18 protein-coding genes and 3 pseudogenes are annotated in these 18,736 nt (G+C 33.2%); 12 read left to right on the top strand and 9 right to left on the bottom strand.

Annotation, left to right across the window (positions count from 1 at the left end):
- The first annotated feature begins 4 nt into the window (after positions 1-4).
- The 4 genes from ACUN28_RS11925 (at position 5) to ACUN28_RS11940 (ending at position 2,631) form a co-directional block, all read left to right on the top strand.
- Positions 5-973 carry a bile acid:sodium symporter family protein gene (locus ACUN28_RS11925; RefSeq protein WP_016086901.1) on the top strand — a complete coding sequence of 323 codons (969 nt, stop codon included), beginning with the start codon at positions 5-7 and terminating at the stop codon, positions 971-973.
- Positions 974-985: 12 nt separating this feature from the next.
- Entirely contained in the window at positions 986-1,333 is a 348-nt protein-coding gene (locus ACUN28_RS11930) for a DUF4260 domain-containing protein (RefSeq protein WP_016086902.1), read from the top strand.
- A 23-nt stretch (positions 1,334-1,356) separates the two neighbouring features.
- Positions 1,357-1,884: a GrpB family protein gene (locus ACUN28_RS11935; RefSeq protein WP_016086903.1), complete on the top strand. Its 528-nt coding sequence runs from the start codon at positions 1,357-1,359 to the stop codon at positions 1,882-1,884.
- A 141-nt stretch (positions 1,885-2,025) separates the two neighbouring features.
- Positions 2,026-2,631: an FMN-binding negative transcriptional regulator gene (locus tag ACUN28_RS11940; RefSeq protein ID WP_016086904.1), complete on the top strand. Its 606-nt coding sequence runs from the start codon at positions 2,026-2,028 to the stop codon at positions 2,629-2,631.
- 197 nt (positions 2,632-2,828) lie between these two features.
- On the opposite strand, the gene ACUN28_RS11945 is transcribed toward ACUN28_RS11940, so the two are convergent.
- The 5 genes from ACUN28_RS11945 to ACUN28_RS11965 form a co-directional block, all read right to left on the bottom strand.
- Complete coding sequence (locus ACUN28_RS11945) at positions 2,829-2,963, bottom strand: hypothetical protein (RefSeq protein ID WP_016086905.1); 135 nt, start codon at positions 2,961-2,963, stop codon at positions 2,829-2,831.
- Positions 2,960-4,072 (bottom strand): Rap family tetratricopeptide repeat protein, encoded by a 1,113-nt coding sequence (locus tag ACUN28_RS11950; protein WP_000495320.1) that lies wholly within the window; start codon positions 4,070-4,072, stop codon positions 2,960-2,962. Before ACUN28_RS11950 ends, ACUN28_RS11945 begins: the two co-directional genes overlap by 4 nt.
- A gap of 303 nt (positions 4,073-4,375) precedes the next feature.
- Positions 4,376-5,842 carry a protein adenylyltransferase SelO gene (locus ACUN28_RS11955; RefSeq protein ID WP_016086906.1) on the bottom strand — a complete coding sequence of 489 codons (1,467 nt, stop codon included), beginning with the start codon at positions 5,840-5,842 and terminating at the stop codon, positions 4,376-4,378.
- A gap of 176 nt (positions 5,843-6,018) precedes the next feature.
- On the bottom strand, positions 6,019-7,017 hold the full coding sequence (locus tag ACUN28_RS11960; RefSeq protein ID WP_016086907.1) for an NADP-dependent oxidoreductase: 999 nt from the start codon (positions 7,015-7,017) through the stop codon (positions 6,019-6,021).
- An 18-nt stretch (positions 7,018-7,035) separates the two neighbouring features.
- Positions 7,036-7,380 carry an ArsR/SmtB family transcription factor gene (locus ACUN28_RS11965; protein WP_016086908.1) on the bottom strand — a complete coding sequence of 115 codons (345 nt, stop codon included), beginning with the start codon at positions 7,378-7,380 and terminating at the stop codon, positions 7,036-7,038.
- A gap of 517 nt (positions 7,381-7,897) precedes the next feature.
- On the opposite strand from ACUN28_RS11965, the gene ACUN28_RS11970 reads away from it, so the two are divergent.
- The 5 genes and pseudogenes from ACUN28_RS11970 to ACUN28_RS11990 all read left to right on the top strand — a co-directional run.
- Positions 7,898-9,517, top strand: a complete 1,620-nt coding sequence (locus tag ACUN28_RS11970) for an FAD-dependent oxidoreductase (protein ID WP_016086909.1) — start codon at positions 7,898-7,900, stop codon at positions 9,515-9,517.
- Between the two features lie 222 nt (positions 9,518-9,739).
- Positions 9,740-10,087: pseudogene (locus ACUN28_RS11975) on the top strand (type VII secretion protein); the annotation flags it as partial.
- Between the two features lie 15 nt (positions 10,088-10,102).
- Complete coding sequence (locus tag ACUN28_RS11980) at positions 10,103-10,756, top strand: hypothetical protein (RefSeq protein WP_016086910.1); 654 nt, start codon at positions 10,103-10,105, stop codon at positions 10,754-10,756.
- The gene (locus tag ACUN28_RS11985) at positions 10,731-11,531 is read left to right on the top strand and encodes a hypothetical protein (protein ID WP_016086911.1); all 801 of its coding nucleotides are present in this window, start codon (positions 10,731-10,733) and stop codon (positions 11,529-11,531) included. The genes ACUN28_RS11980 and ACUN28_RS11985 overlap by 26 nt, the downstream gene beginning before the upstream one ends.
- Positions 11,532-11,602: 71 nt before the next feature.
- A pseudogene (locus tag ACUN28_RS11990) lies at positions 11,603-11,947 on the top strand (glycerophosphodiester phosphodiesterase family protein); the annotation flags it as partial.
- A gap of 50 nt (positions 11,948-11,997) precedes the next feature.
- On the opposite strand, the pseudogene ACUN28_RS11995 reads toward ACUN28_RS11990, so the two are convergent.
- The 3 genes and pseudogenes from ACUN28_RS11995 to ACUN28_RS12005 form a co-directional block, all read right to left on the bottom strand.
- Positions 11,998-12,659, bottom strand: a pseudogene (locus tag ACUN28_RS11995) (YdcF family protein).
- Positions 12,660-12,752: 93 nt separating this feature from the next.
- A complete protein-coding gene (locus tag ACUN28_RS12000; protein WP_016086914.1) occupies positions 12,753-13,262 on the bottom strand; it encodes a DUF3916 domain-containing protein in 510 nt (169 codons plus the stop codon).
- 2 nt (positions 13,263-13,264) lie between these two features.
- Positions 13,265-14,107, bottom strand: coding sequence for a LysR family transcriptional regulator (locus ACUN28_RS12005; RefSeq protein ID WP_016086915.1), 843 nt, complete (start codon positions 14,105-14,107; stop codon positions 13,265-13,267).
- A gap of 109 nt (positions 14,108-14,216) precedes the next feature.
- On the opposite strand from ACUN28_RS12005, the gene ACUN28_RS12010 reads away from it, so the two are divergent.
- On the top strand, positions 14,217-15,425 hold the full coding sequence (locus ACUN28_RS12010; RefSeq protein WP_016086916.1) for an MFS transporter: 1,209 nt from the start codon (positions 14,217-14,219) through the stop codon (positions 15,423-15,425).
- Positions 15,426-15,535: 110 nt separating this feature from the next.
- Here the strand turns inward: ACUN28_RS12010 and ACUN28_RS12015 are convergent, their stop codons facing one another.
- Positions 15,536-15,766: a hypothetical protein gene (locus ACUN28_RS12015; RefSeq protein WP_016086917.1), complete on the bottom strand. Its 231-nt coding sequence runs from the start codon at positions 15,764-15,766 to the stop codon at positions 15,536-15,538.
- Between the two features lie 262 nt (positions 15,767-16,028).
- Between ACUN28_RS12015 and ACUN28_RS12020 the strand changes: the two genes are divergently transcribed.
- Complete coding sequence (locus tag ACUN28_RS12020) at positions 16,029-17,156, top strand: serine hydrolase domain-containing protein (protein ID WP_016086918.1); 1,128 nt, start codon at positions 16,029-16,031, stop codon at positions 17,154-17,156.
- 259 nt (positions 17,157-17,415) lie between these two features.
- Positions 17,416-18,573 (top strand): agmatine deiminase family protein, encoded by a 1,158-nt coding sequence (locus tag ACUN28_RS12025; protein ID WP_016086919.1) that lies wholly within the window; start codon positions 17,416-17,418, stop codon positions 18,571-18,573.
- Positions 18,574-18,736 lie beyond the last annotated feature (163 nt).

Consider the following 18,736-nt stretch of genomic DNA (forward strand, 5'->3'; position numbering starts at 1 on the left):
TGGGGTGAAAGTACTAGAAGCGATAAGTAATATAGCTGGAAAGTATTTTGCATTTTGGGTTATTTGTATTGCAGCTATTGCATATTTCATTCCTGGACCATTTCTCGGGTTAACTAGTTACATAACAATTTTACTCGGGGTTGTAATGTTTGGGATGGGATTAACACTAAAAGCTGTTGATTTTAAAATCATTGCTACAAAACCATTGCCAGTTATTATCGGTGTATGTGCTCAGTTTATCATTATGCCACTTGTCGCATACGTACTAGCCTACGTTATGAATCTGCCAGCTGAGTTAGCAGCTGGATTAGTGTTACTCGGTTCAGTACCGGGTGGCACTGCATCAAATGTTATGGTTTATTTAGCAAAAGGGAACTTAGCGTTGTCTATTGCAATGACGTCATTATCAACGTTACTAGCACCAATTGCTACACCTCTTATTTTATTATTACTTGCGGGACAATGGATGCCAGTGAATGCTATTTCTATGTTTCTTTCTATCGTACAAGTTATTATCCTACCTATTATTTTAGGATTAGTAGTGAAGAAGTTTTTCCCTACAACTGTTACGAAAGGAATGACTGTTATTCCTTTAATATCAGTTGTAGCAATTATCATTATAGTTTCAGCGGTGGTTTCAGCGAATGTAAGTAGCATTACTTCTTCAGGTCTTCTTATCTTTATCGCCGTTATGCTTCATAATGCATTTGGTTTTTTATTCGGATATATAACAGCGTTCGTACTGAGACTAGACGAAGGGACAAGAAGAGCTATTTCAATAGAAGTAGGAATGCAAAATTCAGGCTTAGGTGTTGCGCTAGCAACAGCACATTTTGGACCAGCCGCTGCACTTCCAAGTGTATTAGCAGCAGTATGGCATAACATTGCAGGACCGATTTTAGCAACCATCTGGTCAAAAAATGCAAAGAATACTTTCAGTGATGAAAATGTATCGGTAAATATAGAAAAATAGGAATGATAAAGAATGCAAAAACGTATTGTACATTTTGAAGGACTTGTTGTTTTGTTAGCCACAATTTATGCGTATTCAATATATGAATTTAGTTGGATTATATTTTTTGTGTTCCTTTTAGCACCGGATTTATCAATGTTAGGGTATGGTATAAATAATTATGTAGGTGCTAAAATTTATAATATTTTTCACACATATATTATATCGATAGTAATAGCTATAATGGGTGTCTATTTTAAGGTAGATACTGTTACAATGATTGGCTTAATATGGACAGCACATATTGGGATGGATCGAATGTTTGGATATGGATTGAAATATGAGACGGATTTTAAAGATACTCATATTCAAAGGTTGTAAATTGTATTGGGAAGAGGGATATATTGAAACAGAGAATTACTATTGAAGAATATAACACCAAATGGGAAGGTGAATTTAATAAGCTACAAACTCTCATTAACGATGTAATGGAAGACAGCATTTTATCCATTGAACATGTTGGAAGTACATCTATTAAAGGACTTGCATCGAAGCCAATATTAGATATTGATATAGTAATAGAAGAGTACAAAATTTTTCCTGGAGTAGTAAAAAAGCTTGAAGCCATAGGATACTATCATCAAGTGGAATGGAGCTTTAAAGGAAGAGAGGCGTTTGGCAGAAAGGATGCTTTCGTTCCTTGGGGCGGGGAAAGTACAGTTTGGATGCAACATCATTTGTATGTATGTGACCAAGATAGCGAAGAGCTAAGAAAACATATAGCGTTTCGGGATTACCTTCGTGAACATGAAGATGTTGCTTTTGAATATGGACGTTTAAAGGAAGAGTTAGCAAGAGAATCGAAAAATCGATCCAGTTATAGTGAAGGTAAGACGGCATTTATTACAAGTATACTGGAGGAAATAAACTAAGGTCGCATTGAGTACATGCGGCCTATTCTTTTTAAATTGAAAGCTGCCATTATAAAATAATGACAAACTGTCCCTGTTGATTGATACGACTACTAAATATAATAGGAAATAAAAAAGAAAAGATCGGAAAAGAGGGAGCTTATGTACATACCAAAATATTTTGCAATACAAGATGAAGAGATGAAGTACGAAATAATTGAACAAAATAGTTTTGCCACATTATTTTCTCAACATAATGGGGAACCATATGCAACGCATTTACCGTTGTTATTAAATAGGGAGACTCTAACTTTACATGGCCATTTCGCACGTCCGAATGAACAGTGGAAAGATATTGGGAATCAGCAAGCACTAGTTATATTTCAAGGGCCGCATAGTTATATCTCTCCGTCATGGTATGAAACAAACAATGCAGTACCAACATGGAATTACGTTGCGGCGCATGTATATGGAGAGTTGGAAATAGTTGAGGATCAACAGGAATTATTAAAATCTCTTCAAGATTTAGTACATACATATGAAGAGCCGCAGAGTACCTACTCGCTAAATGAGGTAGATTCGAATTATATGGCAGGATTAAGTAAGGGAATAGTTGGATTCAAAATAAAGATAAATAAAATAGAAGGAAAAGCGAAGTTAAGTCAAAATCATTCTGTAGAGAGACGGAATGTAGTTGTGGAGGAACTTGAGAAAGTTGGTAGTGAGGGGAGTAGGGGGATTGCGGAGTTGATGAGAAGTTTTTTGTAATAAGTAAGAGGGGCGATGAAAGAATCTTTTAATTTTATCAAAAAAATATGGGTTTAATAATGAGGGAGTGAGTATATTAGTCAAAGCATTTAGAGTTGAATGTTATTAAATGAATTCCCACTAAAAAGAAAGCTGTGTTTATATAAGCTTCTTTTTTAGTGGGAATTGCAAAAGTATTTCATAAAATCTTATAAAAATCAACCACCACCGTCGCCTTCTGATAACATAACTCTTTGTATGTCAGAATTTTTAGATGAATTGTCACTTACTACATTAGTTGTTAAAGTTAATAGAGTGATAATTCCCATCAGACTCAATAGTATTTTTTTCATTTTAATGCTCCTTTCTCAAAAGATTTTTGTCTTGCTTGTAATGCTAAATAAAAATATTCACTTGCTTTAGAGTGTTGATTTTCTTCATGAAATTTAGTTGCTAGAGTTTCATAATACTCTTGAACATTATCATATAGCTCTTCGTTATTAAAATAAGAAATTCCTGCTAGAATTACTTTTTCTAACTCTTCAGCTGGTGAATTATTGTTCATTTCTCTTAAAATGAAATTACGATGTTGATATTCTTTTTGTTCTAATTTATTACAAATATTTATTCCTTTTTCAATTAGATCATGAGCGATATCAGGCTGATTTATTTTGTAATGTTCTTTTGCTTTAACATAGATAGCTTTATAGTGAGTTGGAGACTGTTCAACAACTTCCGAAAGATAACGAATAGCTAAAGCGGAGAGATTTTGTGTTGCATACATCCATCCTAAGTTGTGTCGAACCATTAAAATAAATCTTTTTTCGCTGATTTTTTGGAATTGATCCATTGCAGCTGTAAAGTGCTCTTCGGCTAGTTCCCATTCTTTTAAATATGTGCAGGCTAGGCCTAAAATGTTATCACAAAAAGCCGTATTCAGTTCATATCCAGATTGATTAGAAAACATATCTTTAGCTTTTGTTACTTCTTTGATAGCTTGAAGTGCTTGTTGATTATCGTAGTAAGAATACCCTAGTTTATAATAGAATTCCGCCTTTTCAAGTTCATCGGGAACATATTGAAGCGAAGCTTCGGCTTTATAATAATGCTCTTTTGCTAGTACATAGTTTCCGACTGCGTCAGAATGAATTGCTTTAAAGAAATGGTAGTAATATGATAAGAAATTATTTGTTGGGATTTCAAATGATTCAACTTGATTAAAACTAGCTTTAGATACACCTAAGTTATCAATTAAATAGTTATAACGAAAGTCTAATAAAGAATAATAAAGCAAAAGATTTTGATCTTGTCCAATCTCTTGAGAAGTAGTTTTTAATTCATTGATTTTAATATCTATTTGCTCTTTAAGGCGAGTTGCATTATTTATATGTCTAGATCGTATTTCTATGTACCATTCATTTAACAGTTGTGTGATTTGTTCACTTTTAGTGGATGTAAACATAAAAGCTCTTCATTTTTTGAATATTCTTATAAAATATAATAACAGAAATGATACTACTTAAAAGTGGAAATATTATTTCTCAACATTTGTTAAGTAAGTTTATTATTAGGGTAATCGGAATAATTGGTATTATGTTTTGTTTCATTTCGTAAAGAAAAGAGGAAATAGTTATTCTAAAATAGAAAAGATATTTTGTTAGGGGTACAAATTATAAGTTGGAGTATAATTCCTTCATTCGTCAATGGTGAATAAAATAAAAATGTGCCTTCAATAATTGAAAGCACATTAAAAGATATTACACAATCAAGTCCCACAAAAAGTACGATAAGGACGATTCGTCGGCGCAGGTGGAACACAGTATTCTTCTTGATCTGTAGCATACGCATAAGGATTTGATAGAGCTTCAAGAAGTTTCTCCATTACGCTATAGTCGCTATTTGTGACAGCTGCTTCTAGTGCTTCTTCTACGCGATGGTTCCTTGGGATGATGGATGGATTATTATTTTTCATCATTTCGTAGGCGTTTTCTTTCGATTCTTCTTGTTTTTCTAATCGAGATTGCCATAGTTTGTACCATTCTTTAAATTCTGGACTATCAAATAGAGCTGTATTTTCGATCGTATGAAGAGTTAATGAACGGAATGTATTTGTGTAATCTGCTTTATGTTTCTCCATCATTTTTAAAAGTTGCTCAATAAGTGATTGATCTTGTTCCTCACTGCTAAATAGTCCTAATTTCTTTTTCATTCCAATGAACCACTGGTTTTCATATTGTACGCTAAATTTTGAAATTTCGTCTTGAGCAATTTTTAATGCTTCTTCTTCATCTTCGTGTAGAATCGGTATTAAAGATTCAGCTAGTCGCGCGAGATCCCATGCGGCCATATATGGCTGATTTCCATATGCGTAGCGACCTTGTGTATCGATTGAGCTAAATACAGTTCCTTGGTCGTAATTGTCCATAAATGCACAAGGGCCGTAATCAATTGTTTCTCCACTAATCGTTATATTGTCAGTATTCATTACACCATGGATAAATCCAACAAGTTGCCATTTAGCGATGAGACTTGCTTGTTTCTTTATAACTTCTTGTAGTAATGCAGTATATCGGTTTTCATGAGCTTCAATTTCTGGATAATGCCTTTTTATTGTATAGTCAGCTAGTGATTGAAGATCCTCGGTAGAACCACGAGCTGCAGCATATTGAAATGTGCCGACGCGTATATGGCTGCTTGCTACTCTAGTTAAAATTGCTCCAGGTAACTTTGTTTCACGATATGTTGGCTCGCCTGTTGTGACAACTGCTAAACTGCGGGTAGTCGGAATATCAAGTGCATACATTGCTTCACTAATAATATATTCACGTAGCATTGGACCAAGTGCAGCACGACCATCACCGCGGCGTGAATACGGAGTAGGGCCAGAACCTTTCAGTTGAATGTCAAAACGTTTTCCTGAAGGTGTAATTTGTTCGCCAATTAAAAGAGCACGACCGTCGCCTAACATATTAAAATGTCCGAATTGATGACCCGCATATGCTTGAGCTAATGGATGAGCTCCTTCTGGGAGTGCATTACCAGCGAAAATAGCAATTTCAGCTTCCTTTTTCAATTCTTCAGGATTAAAGCCAAGAGATATTGCTAGTGAATGATTTAGTTTAACTAGCTCCGGTGAATTTACTGGAGTAGGGGGGATTTCTGTATAAAATGATTGTGGTAAAGTCTTATAACTATTATCTAAATTCCAACCAGCTTCATTATTTTTAGTCATTTTATCTCCTCCTTGTTTATTTTTTATTATGTATTTGTACGTATGTATTCTTTGTAAAGTTAGCTAAAAGTATAATATGATATTTCCCCTTGCAATCTATTGTAAGGACTTCATTGCCCTATGTCTATTTAACAGCAAATATAAAACTCCATTTTAAAAAAATGGAGTTTTTATTATTACTTAATTTTTACGATTATTTTTCCTTTTGCTCTTCCAGCCTCTGAATATTCCATTGCTTTTTGAGCATCTTCAAAAGGGAAAACTCGATCGATTACCGGTTTGATTTTTCCATCTTCAATATAATTTGCGATAGTACGTAATTGATCTCCGCTTGGTTTCATAAATAAAAATGAATATTGCGCATTATGCTTTTTTTCAAGTGCAGTAAGTTTTTTGCTTGCTAATGAAAATAAGAGTGTTTTAAAAAATCCAGAACCAAATTCTTTACCGAATCGAGCATTCGGCATACCTGAAACGGAAACAATGTTGCCACCGCTTTTTATAATGTTGAATGATTTTTCAAGTGTTGTACCGCCGATTGTATCAAAAACTGCATCATAATTTGTTAGTATATCTTCAAATTTTTCTGTTTTGTAATTAATAATTTCATCTGCGCCAAGAGATTTTACTAAATTCGCACCAGCTTCACTTGCAGTCGTTGTAACGGTAGCACCCATTATTTTTGCTAACTGAATTGCGAAAGTACCAACACCACCAGATCCAGCGTGAATTAAAATCTTTTGCCCTTTTTTTAGTTGCATGATGTCATGTAATGCTTGATATGACGTTAAGCCAACGAGAGGAATAGACGCCGCTTCCTCAAAACTTAAATTCTCTGGTTTTAAAGCTATATCATCCTCATGAATGGCTATATATTCCGCGAAAGTACCGATCTTATTTTTTCTTGGACGTGCATATATTTCATCGCCGACTTTAAAGTGAGTTACTTTTGATCCAACCTGCACGATGACACCGGAAAAGTCATTACCAAGGATTAGGGGCATTTCATATTTAAGTAACATCTTCACTTTTCCATCGCGTATTTTAAAGTCAATCGGGTTAATACTAGCTGCATGAATTTCTGCGAGCACTTCATGCTCATTTATTTCAGGAGTAGGTACCTCTGCCATACGCATTGGGACTTTTCCATACTTGTCAATTATCATTGCTTTCATTTCTTATCCCTCCAAATTTCAATAAAAGTTGTGCAATAGCTTTTCAATATCTAATACAAGATTTTTTAATAAACTTAATTTTGTACGTATATCAATATAATAAAAGTTTTTTGTACCTTCTTTTCGCATTAAAATAATACCGGCTTCTCGTAAAATTCTAAGGTGATGTGATACTGCTGGTCGAGAAAGGTGTGTTTGTTTCGTAATTTCTCCTACACGTAATCCGGTTTGACATTCCGTTTCCATGAGAACTAACAAAATAGCTTGACGTGTTTCATCGCCAATTGCCAATAATACTTTTTGAGAATCAACAAAATCTTTTTTTATAACATTTAATTGTTCTTGTTTATTCATTTCAATCACTATACCTCCTGGTAATGAGTCGAAAGGTTTAAGATGATGAACCATTACTTCGATACGGTAATGCTACATGATTGTTGAATGAGCTGCAATATTGGGAAAGAAAATCGAGACGAATGAATTTTTTATGTTGAAAATGATAGGGGGATAGAAAAAGATTACATACCAGAATGGATAAAGTTTTAAAAAAGAAAATGATTTAATAATACGTTGTTTCCAGATGAGGATGGTTAAGCCATTGGGCAAAAAATTAAGCGGTCGTAACCCTGTATAATTTTTAGGGTTACGACCGCTTATAATGTTTTCATTATTTTGGTGTCTACTAAAGCGAGTTCTTTCGTTTTACTTTTTCATACACGCATAATTCAAGCGGATTATATTTGTATGAAAAAGTAAAAGTAATTTGGGGCGTAATCTATCTATATGATAATTTAATATGAAATATAAGTCTATATCTTTGTTGCTTTTTTGATTATATTTATATCACTGAGCTCAGAACAATGATGTGGGGGATAAATATATGAAATCGAATGATGTACCAGTTTTAATTGTTGGAGGGGGATTATCGGGGTTAGCATCTGCGTTATTTCTTGCAAAACATAATATTGATTATTTACTTATTGAAAGGCATCTGTCTACTGCAATTCATCCAAAAGCAGGTGGAATCACTTTTCGTACGATGGAGTTATTTCGAGAATTGGGTTTAGAACAAAGAATTAGATCGGCGGGTAAAGCGTTAGAAAATTGCCGAGGAAGAATAGCGGTTCATACAATAGCTGAGGCGAGTAAGGAAGCGTTGGCAAAAATGAGGGCGACTCAGTATGGAAACGATGAAAAGTTACTTCAAAAGGTAGAAGAGATTAGTCCATCAAAACAAACTGCTTGTTATCAAATAATTTTAGAAGAGATGATGTTGCAAGAAGCGAAAACATTAGGCGGAGAATTATCCTTTTATCATCAATTAGTTTCTTATGAACAAAATGAGCACGAAGTAATAGCAACGATTCGGAATCGCGAAACGGAAGAAGAAAGTATTATTCATTGTGACTATGTAATTGCAGCTGATGGTGCAAAAAGTAAAATACGTGAGCAGCTAGGGATAAGTACGGAGGGAAGAGGTACAATCGGTGGCTATTATATGAATATTTATTTTGAAGCGGATTTAAGTGAGTTTATACAAGGAGATGCATTTGGTTTTTCTATGGTACTTCATCCGGAAGTTCTTGGTGCACTTATTCCAGTCGATAACGCAAGAAGATGGATTTATCATGTATCCTACGATCCATTAAAAGGAGAGGGGCCAGAGGATTTCACGATAGAACGTTGTAAACAAATTATTCAAACCGCAATAGGAAGTACAAATGTTAAGTCAGAAATAGTAAGTGTTTTACCGTGGGAGGCGACTGAAAGTACTGCTACAAAATTTCAAGATAATCGCATTTTTTTAGTTGGCGATTCTGCACATATTATGCCGCCAACTGGTGGGTTTGGTTCAAATACAGGGATACAAGATGCGCACAATCTAGCTTGGAAATTAGCGGCTGTTATAAAAGGGAAAGCACAACCAAAATTGTTAGAAACATATCATGAAGAGAGATACCCTGTTGCAAAATTAACGACAGATTATGCGAGTAGTTTACTGTTTCGTGCTGCTAATAGGGAGGAAGGTAATTTGAATATCATGGACGGTTTAGCTGTAACTGTTGGGTATCAATATAGTTCAGAGGCGATTATAGATGACTTAGTTACCCCGCATAGAATGGATATAGTACAGTTGAACGGAAGACCTGGAACGCGAGCACCACATTTTCTTGGAATGTATGAAGGGCAGAAGGTTTCTATACTAGACTTATTCGGTAATGATTTTGTATTACTTACTGGAGTAGAAAATGCTTCTTGGGCTGAACCAGCACATACTGTTTCAGCTAAATTAGGAGTAAATATAAAAGTGTATCGCGTTGGTTTAAGTGGAGACTTTATTGCTCAAGAAGATATTTTTAGCAAATTATATGGTATAGAGAATGACGGAGTTGTATTAATTAGACCAGATGGCTTCATAGGATGGCGTTCGGTAAAAGAGGTAGTAAATCCAGATGTAGTGCTTGGAGAGGTTATGGGTAATTTATTATGTGATGTTTAAGTAACTACGGAAGTATTGTCTTATATAGGACGATACTTTTATTTTTTTAGTTTGCAAAATAAAAATTGTGTAGTGAAGAGACATTATTATGATAAAAATATATGTGAATTAATTCCCTTTCCTTTTGTTGTTATTAGAATTTTTTTAGTTTTTAGTTATAAGTGTTGGTAATTACTAGATTGAATCATTTGTTTATTGTATTATATTTCCTAGAGATTACATACTACATTTCCTTTAGCCGAAGTAAAGCAAATAGACGATGTAAAAAGACATATTTTATCACCAAAAGAAATTCTTTAAGATTCATTGAAATTAAAAACAAATGCTTTAGGCTATGCATCAATTGGGATTGGCTCTACTGCTGTTAGTGAACGGACTGGTGCTGCAATAGGGGGACCAATTGGCACTATAGTTGTGGTTGGCATTTGGTTTGGTGCTTCTGTATTTTTAGGTATGTTAACTGATGGAATCAAATTTAACAAAGGTGATTGAAATCATGATGGTAAACAGGATTCGATAAAAGATAGAGTTAAATCTGGAATCGGAGCAGCTTTAGATAAAATTTTTTAGTTTTGGGAGATTAATATGGAAAAATACCACGGAAAAAGCACAGAACAAATTATTCGGAAATTGATGCCTGACAGTGTAAAATCGAGTGTCGTTATGGTGTGGGTAGTTATTAATTTTATGATTTTAACCCCATTTTTATTTCCTCCAACCTTTACTATATACTTATATATAATTTTACCTTTTCTTTTGACTGCTAATATATGGGGGGTATGGGTATTTTTTTGTAAACCAAATGAGCTAAGGTTGGTACACATTTTATATAATGGATTTATGGGAATAACTTTTTCTTTTGGAAGCTTTATAGTGATTCAAAAGATTGCATATACTTTTATTAAAATTGAAACGCCTCTATTTTTTATTGTTACTTTTGTGCTTTACATTTTTACAATTTATAAATTGATTTCTATTGGAATGAAAAGTTTTTTAAAGCGATTAAACAATGAAGAAAATGACAATATAAAAATTTCTCCAATTGTTTATTTTTCAGGATTGGGATATATTATTGGACAGATATGTATAGGTTCATTATCACAAAATGCTTTAGCGACGGTCTTAATTTTAGTCTTTTCTTTATTGGCTGTTGTGCTTAGTATATCTGGAGTGTATATATGGGTATATATTGATTTGAAGAGGAAGGAAATGGATGGGATGCATAATGGACAAATATAATGGCAACAACATAGTTGATTGCATGCGAATATTAATACCATTTGATATAAGGAATGTTGTAGGGGCGTTTATGTGGGTTTTCATGAATTTTCTTCTACTTATCATTTTATTTATATTTCCACCGTACAATATATACTCTTACGTAGCTTTACCATTTTATGTGATATGTAATCTATGGGGAATTTGGGTTTCTATTTATAAGCCTCGGCAGCCTCAATTGCAACATTTATTATATTCTGGATTTGTTTCATTAAGTATTTCATTTTGTAGTTTTATAGCTGTGCAAAAGTTAGCTTACGAATTCGTAGAAATAGAGTCCCCTTTATTTTTTATTTTATCGCTTATTGCATATAGTTTAATTGTTTATAAATCTGAATTATTTTGGATTAAATATTTTACAGCCCGCTTAAGGGGGACAACTAATCAAGATGTGAAAATTCCTAGAATTGTATTTTTTTCAAGTTTAGGTTATATGATCGGTCAAGTTAGTATTGGAATGTTGAGCCAAAAAGCTATGTCCATTTTATTAATCCTTCTCGCCTCATTTTTTTCCGTTGTGTTCTTAGCCCTAAGTACACATTTGTATTTTTACTTTGATTTTAGAAAACAAGGTATTACTTCGGGACATTTAAAGGAATTACATTCTCAAAAGAAGCCTAAACTGTCAAGGAAGGAAAGGAGACAATCCACGCCTACTTCAGGGCAGGTAAATATACCACATTCTCAAAAGAAACCTAAACTTGCAAGAAAGGGCATACGAAATATAATTAAGTAAAATCTAGATTTACGTAAATATCACGTCAAATGACAATTACTATAAAGAATCACAATAGAATTTTATTTCGTATGAATGAAAATATTCCATTAGTTCAACTACTTTGGTATTATCCGAATGAAAACAATGAGATTGTTGAATGGTCTGGCATTACACATGAGCCGAAAAGTGTAACGAATGAAGATTTTCAAGAAATTAAAAAGTATGCAGTCGGTATTGGGCCAAACTTACGTAATGACAACGGAGAACTAATTATTGATGAGTCATATATAAAAATGGCTCGGAAAAATAGACTGTTAATTCATCCGTATACAATTAATGAGAAACCAGATATGAGATTGTTAATTAAATGGGGTGCTACAGGAATGTTTACAAATTATTCAGATCGGTTACATAGTGTATTAAAAGAAAAATAAGTGAAATAGCATAAAAGGTATACCGGCGTTTTAGGTATACCTTTTTTCTATTATGCTAGATTATAGTAATAGGATACATATTCTTCTAGACCATGAACCTCTTTTTCAGGTGGCTCAATACCACCTTTTCTGCCGTAGCAAACATTTCTCAAGTATTCTCCAAAAATCATAGAGCGGCTTTTCTCATTTTCCATCCAATTATATCTATTAATTATAAACTCACCATCGAAACTGGTATCAAATGTATATGGGATACAAGTAATAGTTTTAGGTAAATGTTTTTTTAATACTCTATATTGCCGACCAGCGCCTAAGCTTTTGCATACAAATAGCAACCGGTTAATCTTTGTGAAATCAAAAATCTTTTTCGCTTCCATTACATTAGCGATAGAATGGAGGGAGTTTGTCTCGAAAATGATAGCATCTTTTGGTACACCATGTTCAATTACTTCTGCTTCTGACAAATTCCCATAATTCCAACTTGGATGTTTCATACCATGTAAACTAGTACCACCTGTAACGATAATTTGATTTCCTAAACCTTGTCGATAAGCTTCTAGAGGAGTTTGCCAATTGCCAGGATGAGAACCGCCGAAAACGAAAATTGCATCACATTTTTGTGGTGCTATTTCTTTTAAAAAAGTGATTTCTGTAATTTGATCGATTTTTTTTTCGTAAGGGTAGGGACATCAGGATATTTCGGGATTACCATTTGAAAACCTCCTATATAGTGAAATTCTAAATTCATTATATAGCGATTTTGTTAAATGAAAAAAGGGAAGCTTTTATTTTGAAAGTTCCCCTTTTAAGATAACTCTCCAACAAACAAAATCTGTTTTTCATAGATTGCACCCTCATCATAAATGATTTCTTGAAAGTGCAACCTTTGGAAAGTGGGATAAATTGAAATTCCCCATGTTTTCCAAAAATCAGGTTTATTTGAAAGAAGAATCCATTTTTGAAATTCACTATTTCTATTAAAAAAATTATGAAAGTAGTCATCATTTTTAAATATGATGATTTGAGAGCTCCATAAATTTTCTATAGAAATCAAAACAACAACTCGATATGTATGTGTATCGCTCGGTTTCATTTTTATTAAATGGTTTGCTTGATTTAATAAAGTTTGTATACACAATCGTTTTACTTTCCTAGGTGTTTTACGAGAATCGATAAAATCTTGCGAAACTGGTAAAGTCATATACCAATATTCATCGTTATAGAAAGCAGAAGGGAACGTTTTTGAATGTTCTTCAATTCGCTTTATCATCGTGTTAGTTTTACGCTTCATACCACGTATTTTCTTTTCACGCATTGTTAAATCATCTCCATAAATTTTTGTAATGCAGCTGAGTGAAATATATCTTTTCTAGTAATAAAAGTAGTAGGAACTTTTTTGAATCTATTTGGTAAAGGATTGAATGATACGTTATGTGCATGACCATTTAAAATAGATTTCAGCATAATTGCTACGCCCATGCCAGATTTTACACATGCAAGTATCGCTTCGATTGTTCCAAATTCTAATACTCGTTTAGGCGAGATCCCTTCTTCTTGAAGCCAGTCTTCTAATAACTTTCTATAATAGCAACCGTGACTAAAAGCGAGTAAATTCATGTCTTCTATGTCTTTAAGAGAGGATAAAGGTTTTTTACTAATGAGAACTAATTCTTCTTCACGAAATACACTTGTATGAAGTTCAGTATGCTGAGTAGAGCCAGCTATAAACGCTCCGTCTAGTTTTCGTTCTAATACAAGCCTAATTAGTTGTTTGGTCGTATTTGTTTCTAAAATCAATTCGACTTTTGGGTATTTCTCATAGTAAGCCGTTAATATAGAGGGGAGTCTTACCGCAGTTGTAGATTCTGTACATCCAATTTTTAAAGTGCCTTTTGGCTCGGTTCCATTACTTTGAACTGCTTTTATTGATTGATCCATTAAGTGGATAATTTGTTTGGCGTATGTTAATAAAATTTCACCGTTAGAGGTTAAAGTTACACCTTTTCCGTTTCGGTAAAATAAAGGCACACCTAATTCATTTTCTAGTTGTTTCATACGCATTGTTACGCCTGATTGTACATAGTTCAAATTTTTAGCTGCGTGAGAAATATTATTTTCCTTCGCAACTTCGTAAAATACAGTTAAATCTTTTATGTCCACGTATCATCCCTCCGAAAAGGTATCATTTTTTTTGATGGATTATATGATGAATCTTTATTTTATATGATATCAGAACTTTCATACAATGTAAGGGGATGGAGGGATTGTAATGTTAATGGAAAAGGGTGTGAATAGTACTTATAAGTGGATGATGTTAATTATTGCGACGATTGCTCAAACAACAGCGACACTTATAACGTATGGTGTAGGAGTTTTCGCTTTATTTTGGAAAGAAGAATATGCGCTTACGAATATGGAGAGTGGATTGTTAGTAAGTGTTGTAAATGTCGGACCATTATTTTGTATACTTTTTGTTGGGCGGCTACTTGATCAATATAATGAAAAATTGTTAATTTCTATAAGTTCATTTTTGCTAGGGAGTTCGCTTTTACTAACTAATGGGATAAGTGGATTTAATGGGTTGTTGTTTGTGCTTTTATTAATAGGAATGTTTTATAGTGTTTCTCAGCCAGGAGGAAGTAAAGTGATTTTAAAGTGGTTCCCAAAAGAAAATCGTGGATTAGCGATGGAAATAAGGCAAGCCGGTATACCGATTGGTGGTGCGTTAGCGGGAGCGCTAATCCCGTTTCTTACAATACAATATAATGTGGCTTACGCGATAAATAGTATTGCATGCATTTGTATAATTGGAGGACTATTATTTTTCGTATTTTATAAAGAACCATATGTTCAGGCGGAAGCAAGGAAAGAACATATTAAAATTTCTTTTTGGACTGAGCTAAAAGTAGTTATATGTAAAAAAGAGTTGTATCCAATTTATATAACTGGTATTGGCATGATTTCATTACAAATGGTGTTAGTTGGACACTTCATGAAATTTTTAGTAAGGGAACAATCAATTACATCTATTATAGCCGGAACAGTATTTTCAGTTATGTTTTTTTCTGGAATGATTGGCCGTATTGTATTAGCAGCTATTAGTGATGCGTTTTATAAGGGGAATCGGCGCATGCCTTTATTGATAGCGGTCTGTGCTTCTATCGGTTTGATTCTATTGTTAGTCATGAGTATACATACAGTAACGAGTGGAGTATTGTATGGTGTAAGTGCACTGTTAGGCTTCTTTTCAATTGGATGGTTTAGTCTTTTTATCGTCGAAGTTGCTGAATTGGCAAATGAAGAATCTGTTGGAATAACAGTTAGTTTGGCACTTACATTAAATCAAATTGCTATTATTGTTGCACCTGTTTTATTTGGTTATATTGTAGATAAAAAAGGGTATACGTATGCGTGGTTATGTATAGTGGTATTACTAAGTATCTCGGCAATGAGTTTATATAGTAAAAGCAAAAAATAAAAGAAAGTTAGCAATGTAAATTCTATATGAAGAAAATCTAAAGAAATGCCGAATGAGCGACATTTACTTTTTAATATGTTGTATAATCAAAAAGTAAATGAGATTCATTTTCAATAACGTTCATTTCCTCTTTTGAAATTGCCTGTAATTTTAGCCATTATTAGTTGTTTTTCTTTATCGTTATTTGCATGATGTATTTTGTTTAAAAATTTTTCAGCATCAGTACCTTTTAATATCGTTATTTGTTTTCTGTAATATTCGATTAAAACCATATTATTTTTTGTTACCCGATAATGAAACATCATATCATCTAAACGATTGCGTTTATCAATGTTTTTCATGTTTACCACTCCGTTCTTTATGATATGTAACAAATGTTACATAAGATGTTGAAATTATAGTAGGGTGCATACGATTGTAAGGTGGAAATTTTGCAAGAAAGAAATACAATAGAGAGTAGCCAAAAACTGAATATGAGAAAAAGGAATTTAGTTGACTTAGGTGAATAACAGATAGATAATGTTATGAAATATTTGAAAATTAAAAGATATAGAATAGAATGGATGCATGTTAAGTGAAACTAGATAAAAGAGGGTTCCTATTATGCTAAAGAAATGGTTAGTCGTTTTCTTTATTTTTGCTATTTTTTGTGGGAGTGTCGTTACACTAATCCATGCAAATAAAGGTAAGAAATATGATATAAAGGCATTTTCTAATCTAAATAGTAAGCAAAAGAGCGATATGCAAGAAGTTGATGCGAATGAGAAAAAGCGCTATGAAGTTGTAGCCGGAAAACTAGATCAATATTTAAAAGATAAAGGATTTAATGGGAGTGTTCTTGTAGCTAGTAAAGATCATGTGATTTTACGAAAAGGTTATGGATATGCGAATGTGAAAGATCAAGTAGTAACGACGCCAAGAACGAAATATCGTATTGGTTCTATTACGAAAACAGTAGTTGCGATATCTATTATGCAACTAAAAGAAAAAGGGAAATTAAACATTGAAGACAATGTAAATAAGTATATTCCTTCATTTCCGGCAGATAAAAACATTACGTTACGAAATTTGTTAACACATACGTCTGGGTTGCCAGATCAGGGACAAGGTAGGGTTGATGTGGCGTCACGATTAAAGTTAGTAACGTGGATTGGTGCACAAAAATTGCAATTTCCTGCAGGGACGGGGTGGAAATATACAGATTATAATTATATGGTGCTTGCGTATATTATAGAAAAGATATCGAATAAACCGCTCGCTGAATATGTGAAAGAAAATATTTTTACGCCTGTTGAAATGCATGAATCTGGAATGGGTGCAACTCTCCCTGAAGATATTTTCTTAGCAGAAGGTTATACGAAAAAAGATAATGAGTTAATAGCTGCACCTCGGTTAAAAATGAATTGGCTGTATGGGTGTGGTGAAATGTATACGACTGTTGAAGATATGAAAAGATTAGATGAGGCTATTATGGATGGAAAGTTGATTTCTAAACAAAGTGTATCAGATATGTTTACTGCATCACCTGTAAGAAAATATGGATTTAGTTTTTATACTAATCCAGATTATTATCATAATCATGGTGTATTAGCTGGTTGGAATACATTTAATAATTTTAACTGGGATAAACGAACGTTTGTAATATTATTCTCTAACGTACAAAATGGTATGAATGATACGTTTAATCAGGAGTTTAGGAAAATGGCGAATGATTTAATAGAAGGAAAATAATAATTTTAAAAATCGGTATTGATATGTAATTATCAATACCGATTTTTTTATTTAGCCATGTTCTATTTGCTGACTAAGTAGGTGATATTTGAATAAATCTATATAGGTAGTTAAATGATATTAATGTTATCTATTTGAATGAAATCTATGTGATTATATGTAAAAGAATAATTGGTAATTTTTACATAGCTGAAAAAGCTTGAGCTTCACACTATGTGAAGCTTTACATTATTGGAGGTAAGAACAGGAGGATGAAAAAGTGAAAAAAGCAGTAAAGTTTTGTTTAATAGCTACATTATCTACAACGATTATTAGTGGATGTTCTTTTGAAGGTGGTAATGAAAATGCAAAAGGGAAAGAGAGTGAAAAGGTAGAGGTACAGAAAAAAGTTGGAAAATATACGATGCCAGATGAAAAAGATAAACATGAAGGTACATGGTTACAATGGCCACATGAATACACATATGGTGAAGAGTATAAGCAGGAAGTGGAACCGATTTGGATTAAGATGGCAAGTGCATTAACTGAAGGTGAAAAAGTCCACATTGTTGCATACGATGAGGAGGAGAAAGAGCGCATTAATAAGCTTTTGATAGATAAAGGACTGAATATGGATAAAATTGATTTCTTTATCTCGCCTACTGATGATGTATGGGCAAGGGATAGTGGACCAATTTTTGTTTATGACAATAATAAAAATCTCAAAATATTAGATCCAGCATTTAATGGTTGGGGGAAGAAAACTCCTTATAAAAATGATGCTCGTATACGTGAGAATGTTAGTAAACAATCAGGGATTGAAAGAATTGATTGGGGAAAGTTTGTCCTTGAAGGTGGTGCAATTGAATTAGACAGTAATGGGACTGCTTTATTAACCCGGAGTGCTGTGACGAATAAAAATAGAAATCCTGATTTATCAGAAAAGGACATTGAAACATATATTAGTGATCTTGGGGTAACAAACTTTATTTGGTTAGACGGAGTGCCTAATTTAGATATTACTGACTTTCATATTGATGGATTTGCTAAATTCCATGGTAAATCTACGATTGTAACGATGAAAGAAGATGACCTAGCCGAATGGGGTTTGTCAAACAAAGATATGGATACATTGTTAGATGCAAAAAATGCTTTAGGAAAGAAATATAAGTATGAATACTTACCGCTTAGTAAAGATAAAGTTGCTTTAGAAAATGGAAAAACTCTCGATTATAAAGGATCGTATATCAATTATTATATTGGGAATACAGTAGTATTGGTTCCTAATTATAATGATCCGAATGATAAAATCGCAAACGATACGATTCAGAAGTTATACCCGGATCGTAAAGTAGTTGGCATTGATGTGAGAGAGCTTTATAAAAATGGTGGCATGATTCATTGTGTTACACAGCAGCAGCCTATTAGTTTGAAATGATGGATTGGAATTTATAATCTTTTGAACAAAATAGGTGAAATATTCCCTTCACTTATTTTGTTCAGCTGTATGATTTATAACAAGAGTGAAATACAAAATATTTTAATGTAATGATAAAAGGATTTTAAAGTCACTTTTTGTTAATGCTCGATTGGTTCAACAA

The organism is Bacillus sp. WC2507 (assembly GCF_052656125.1).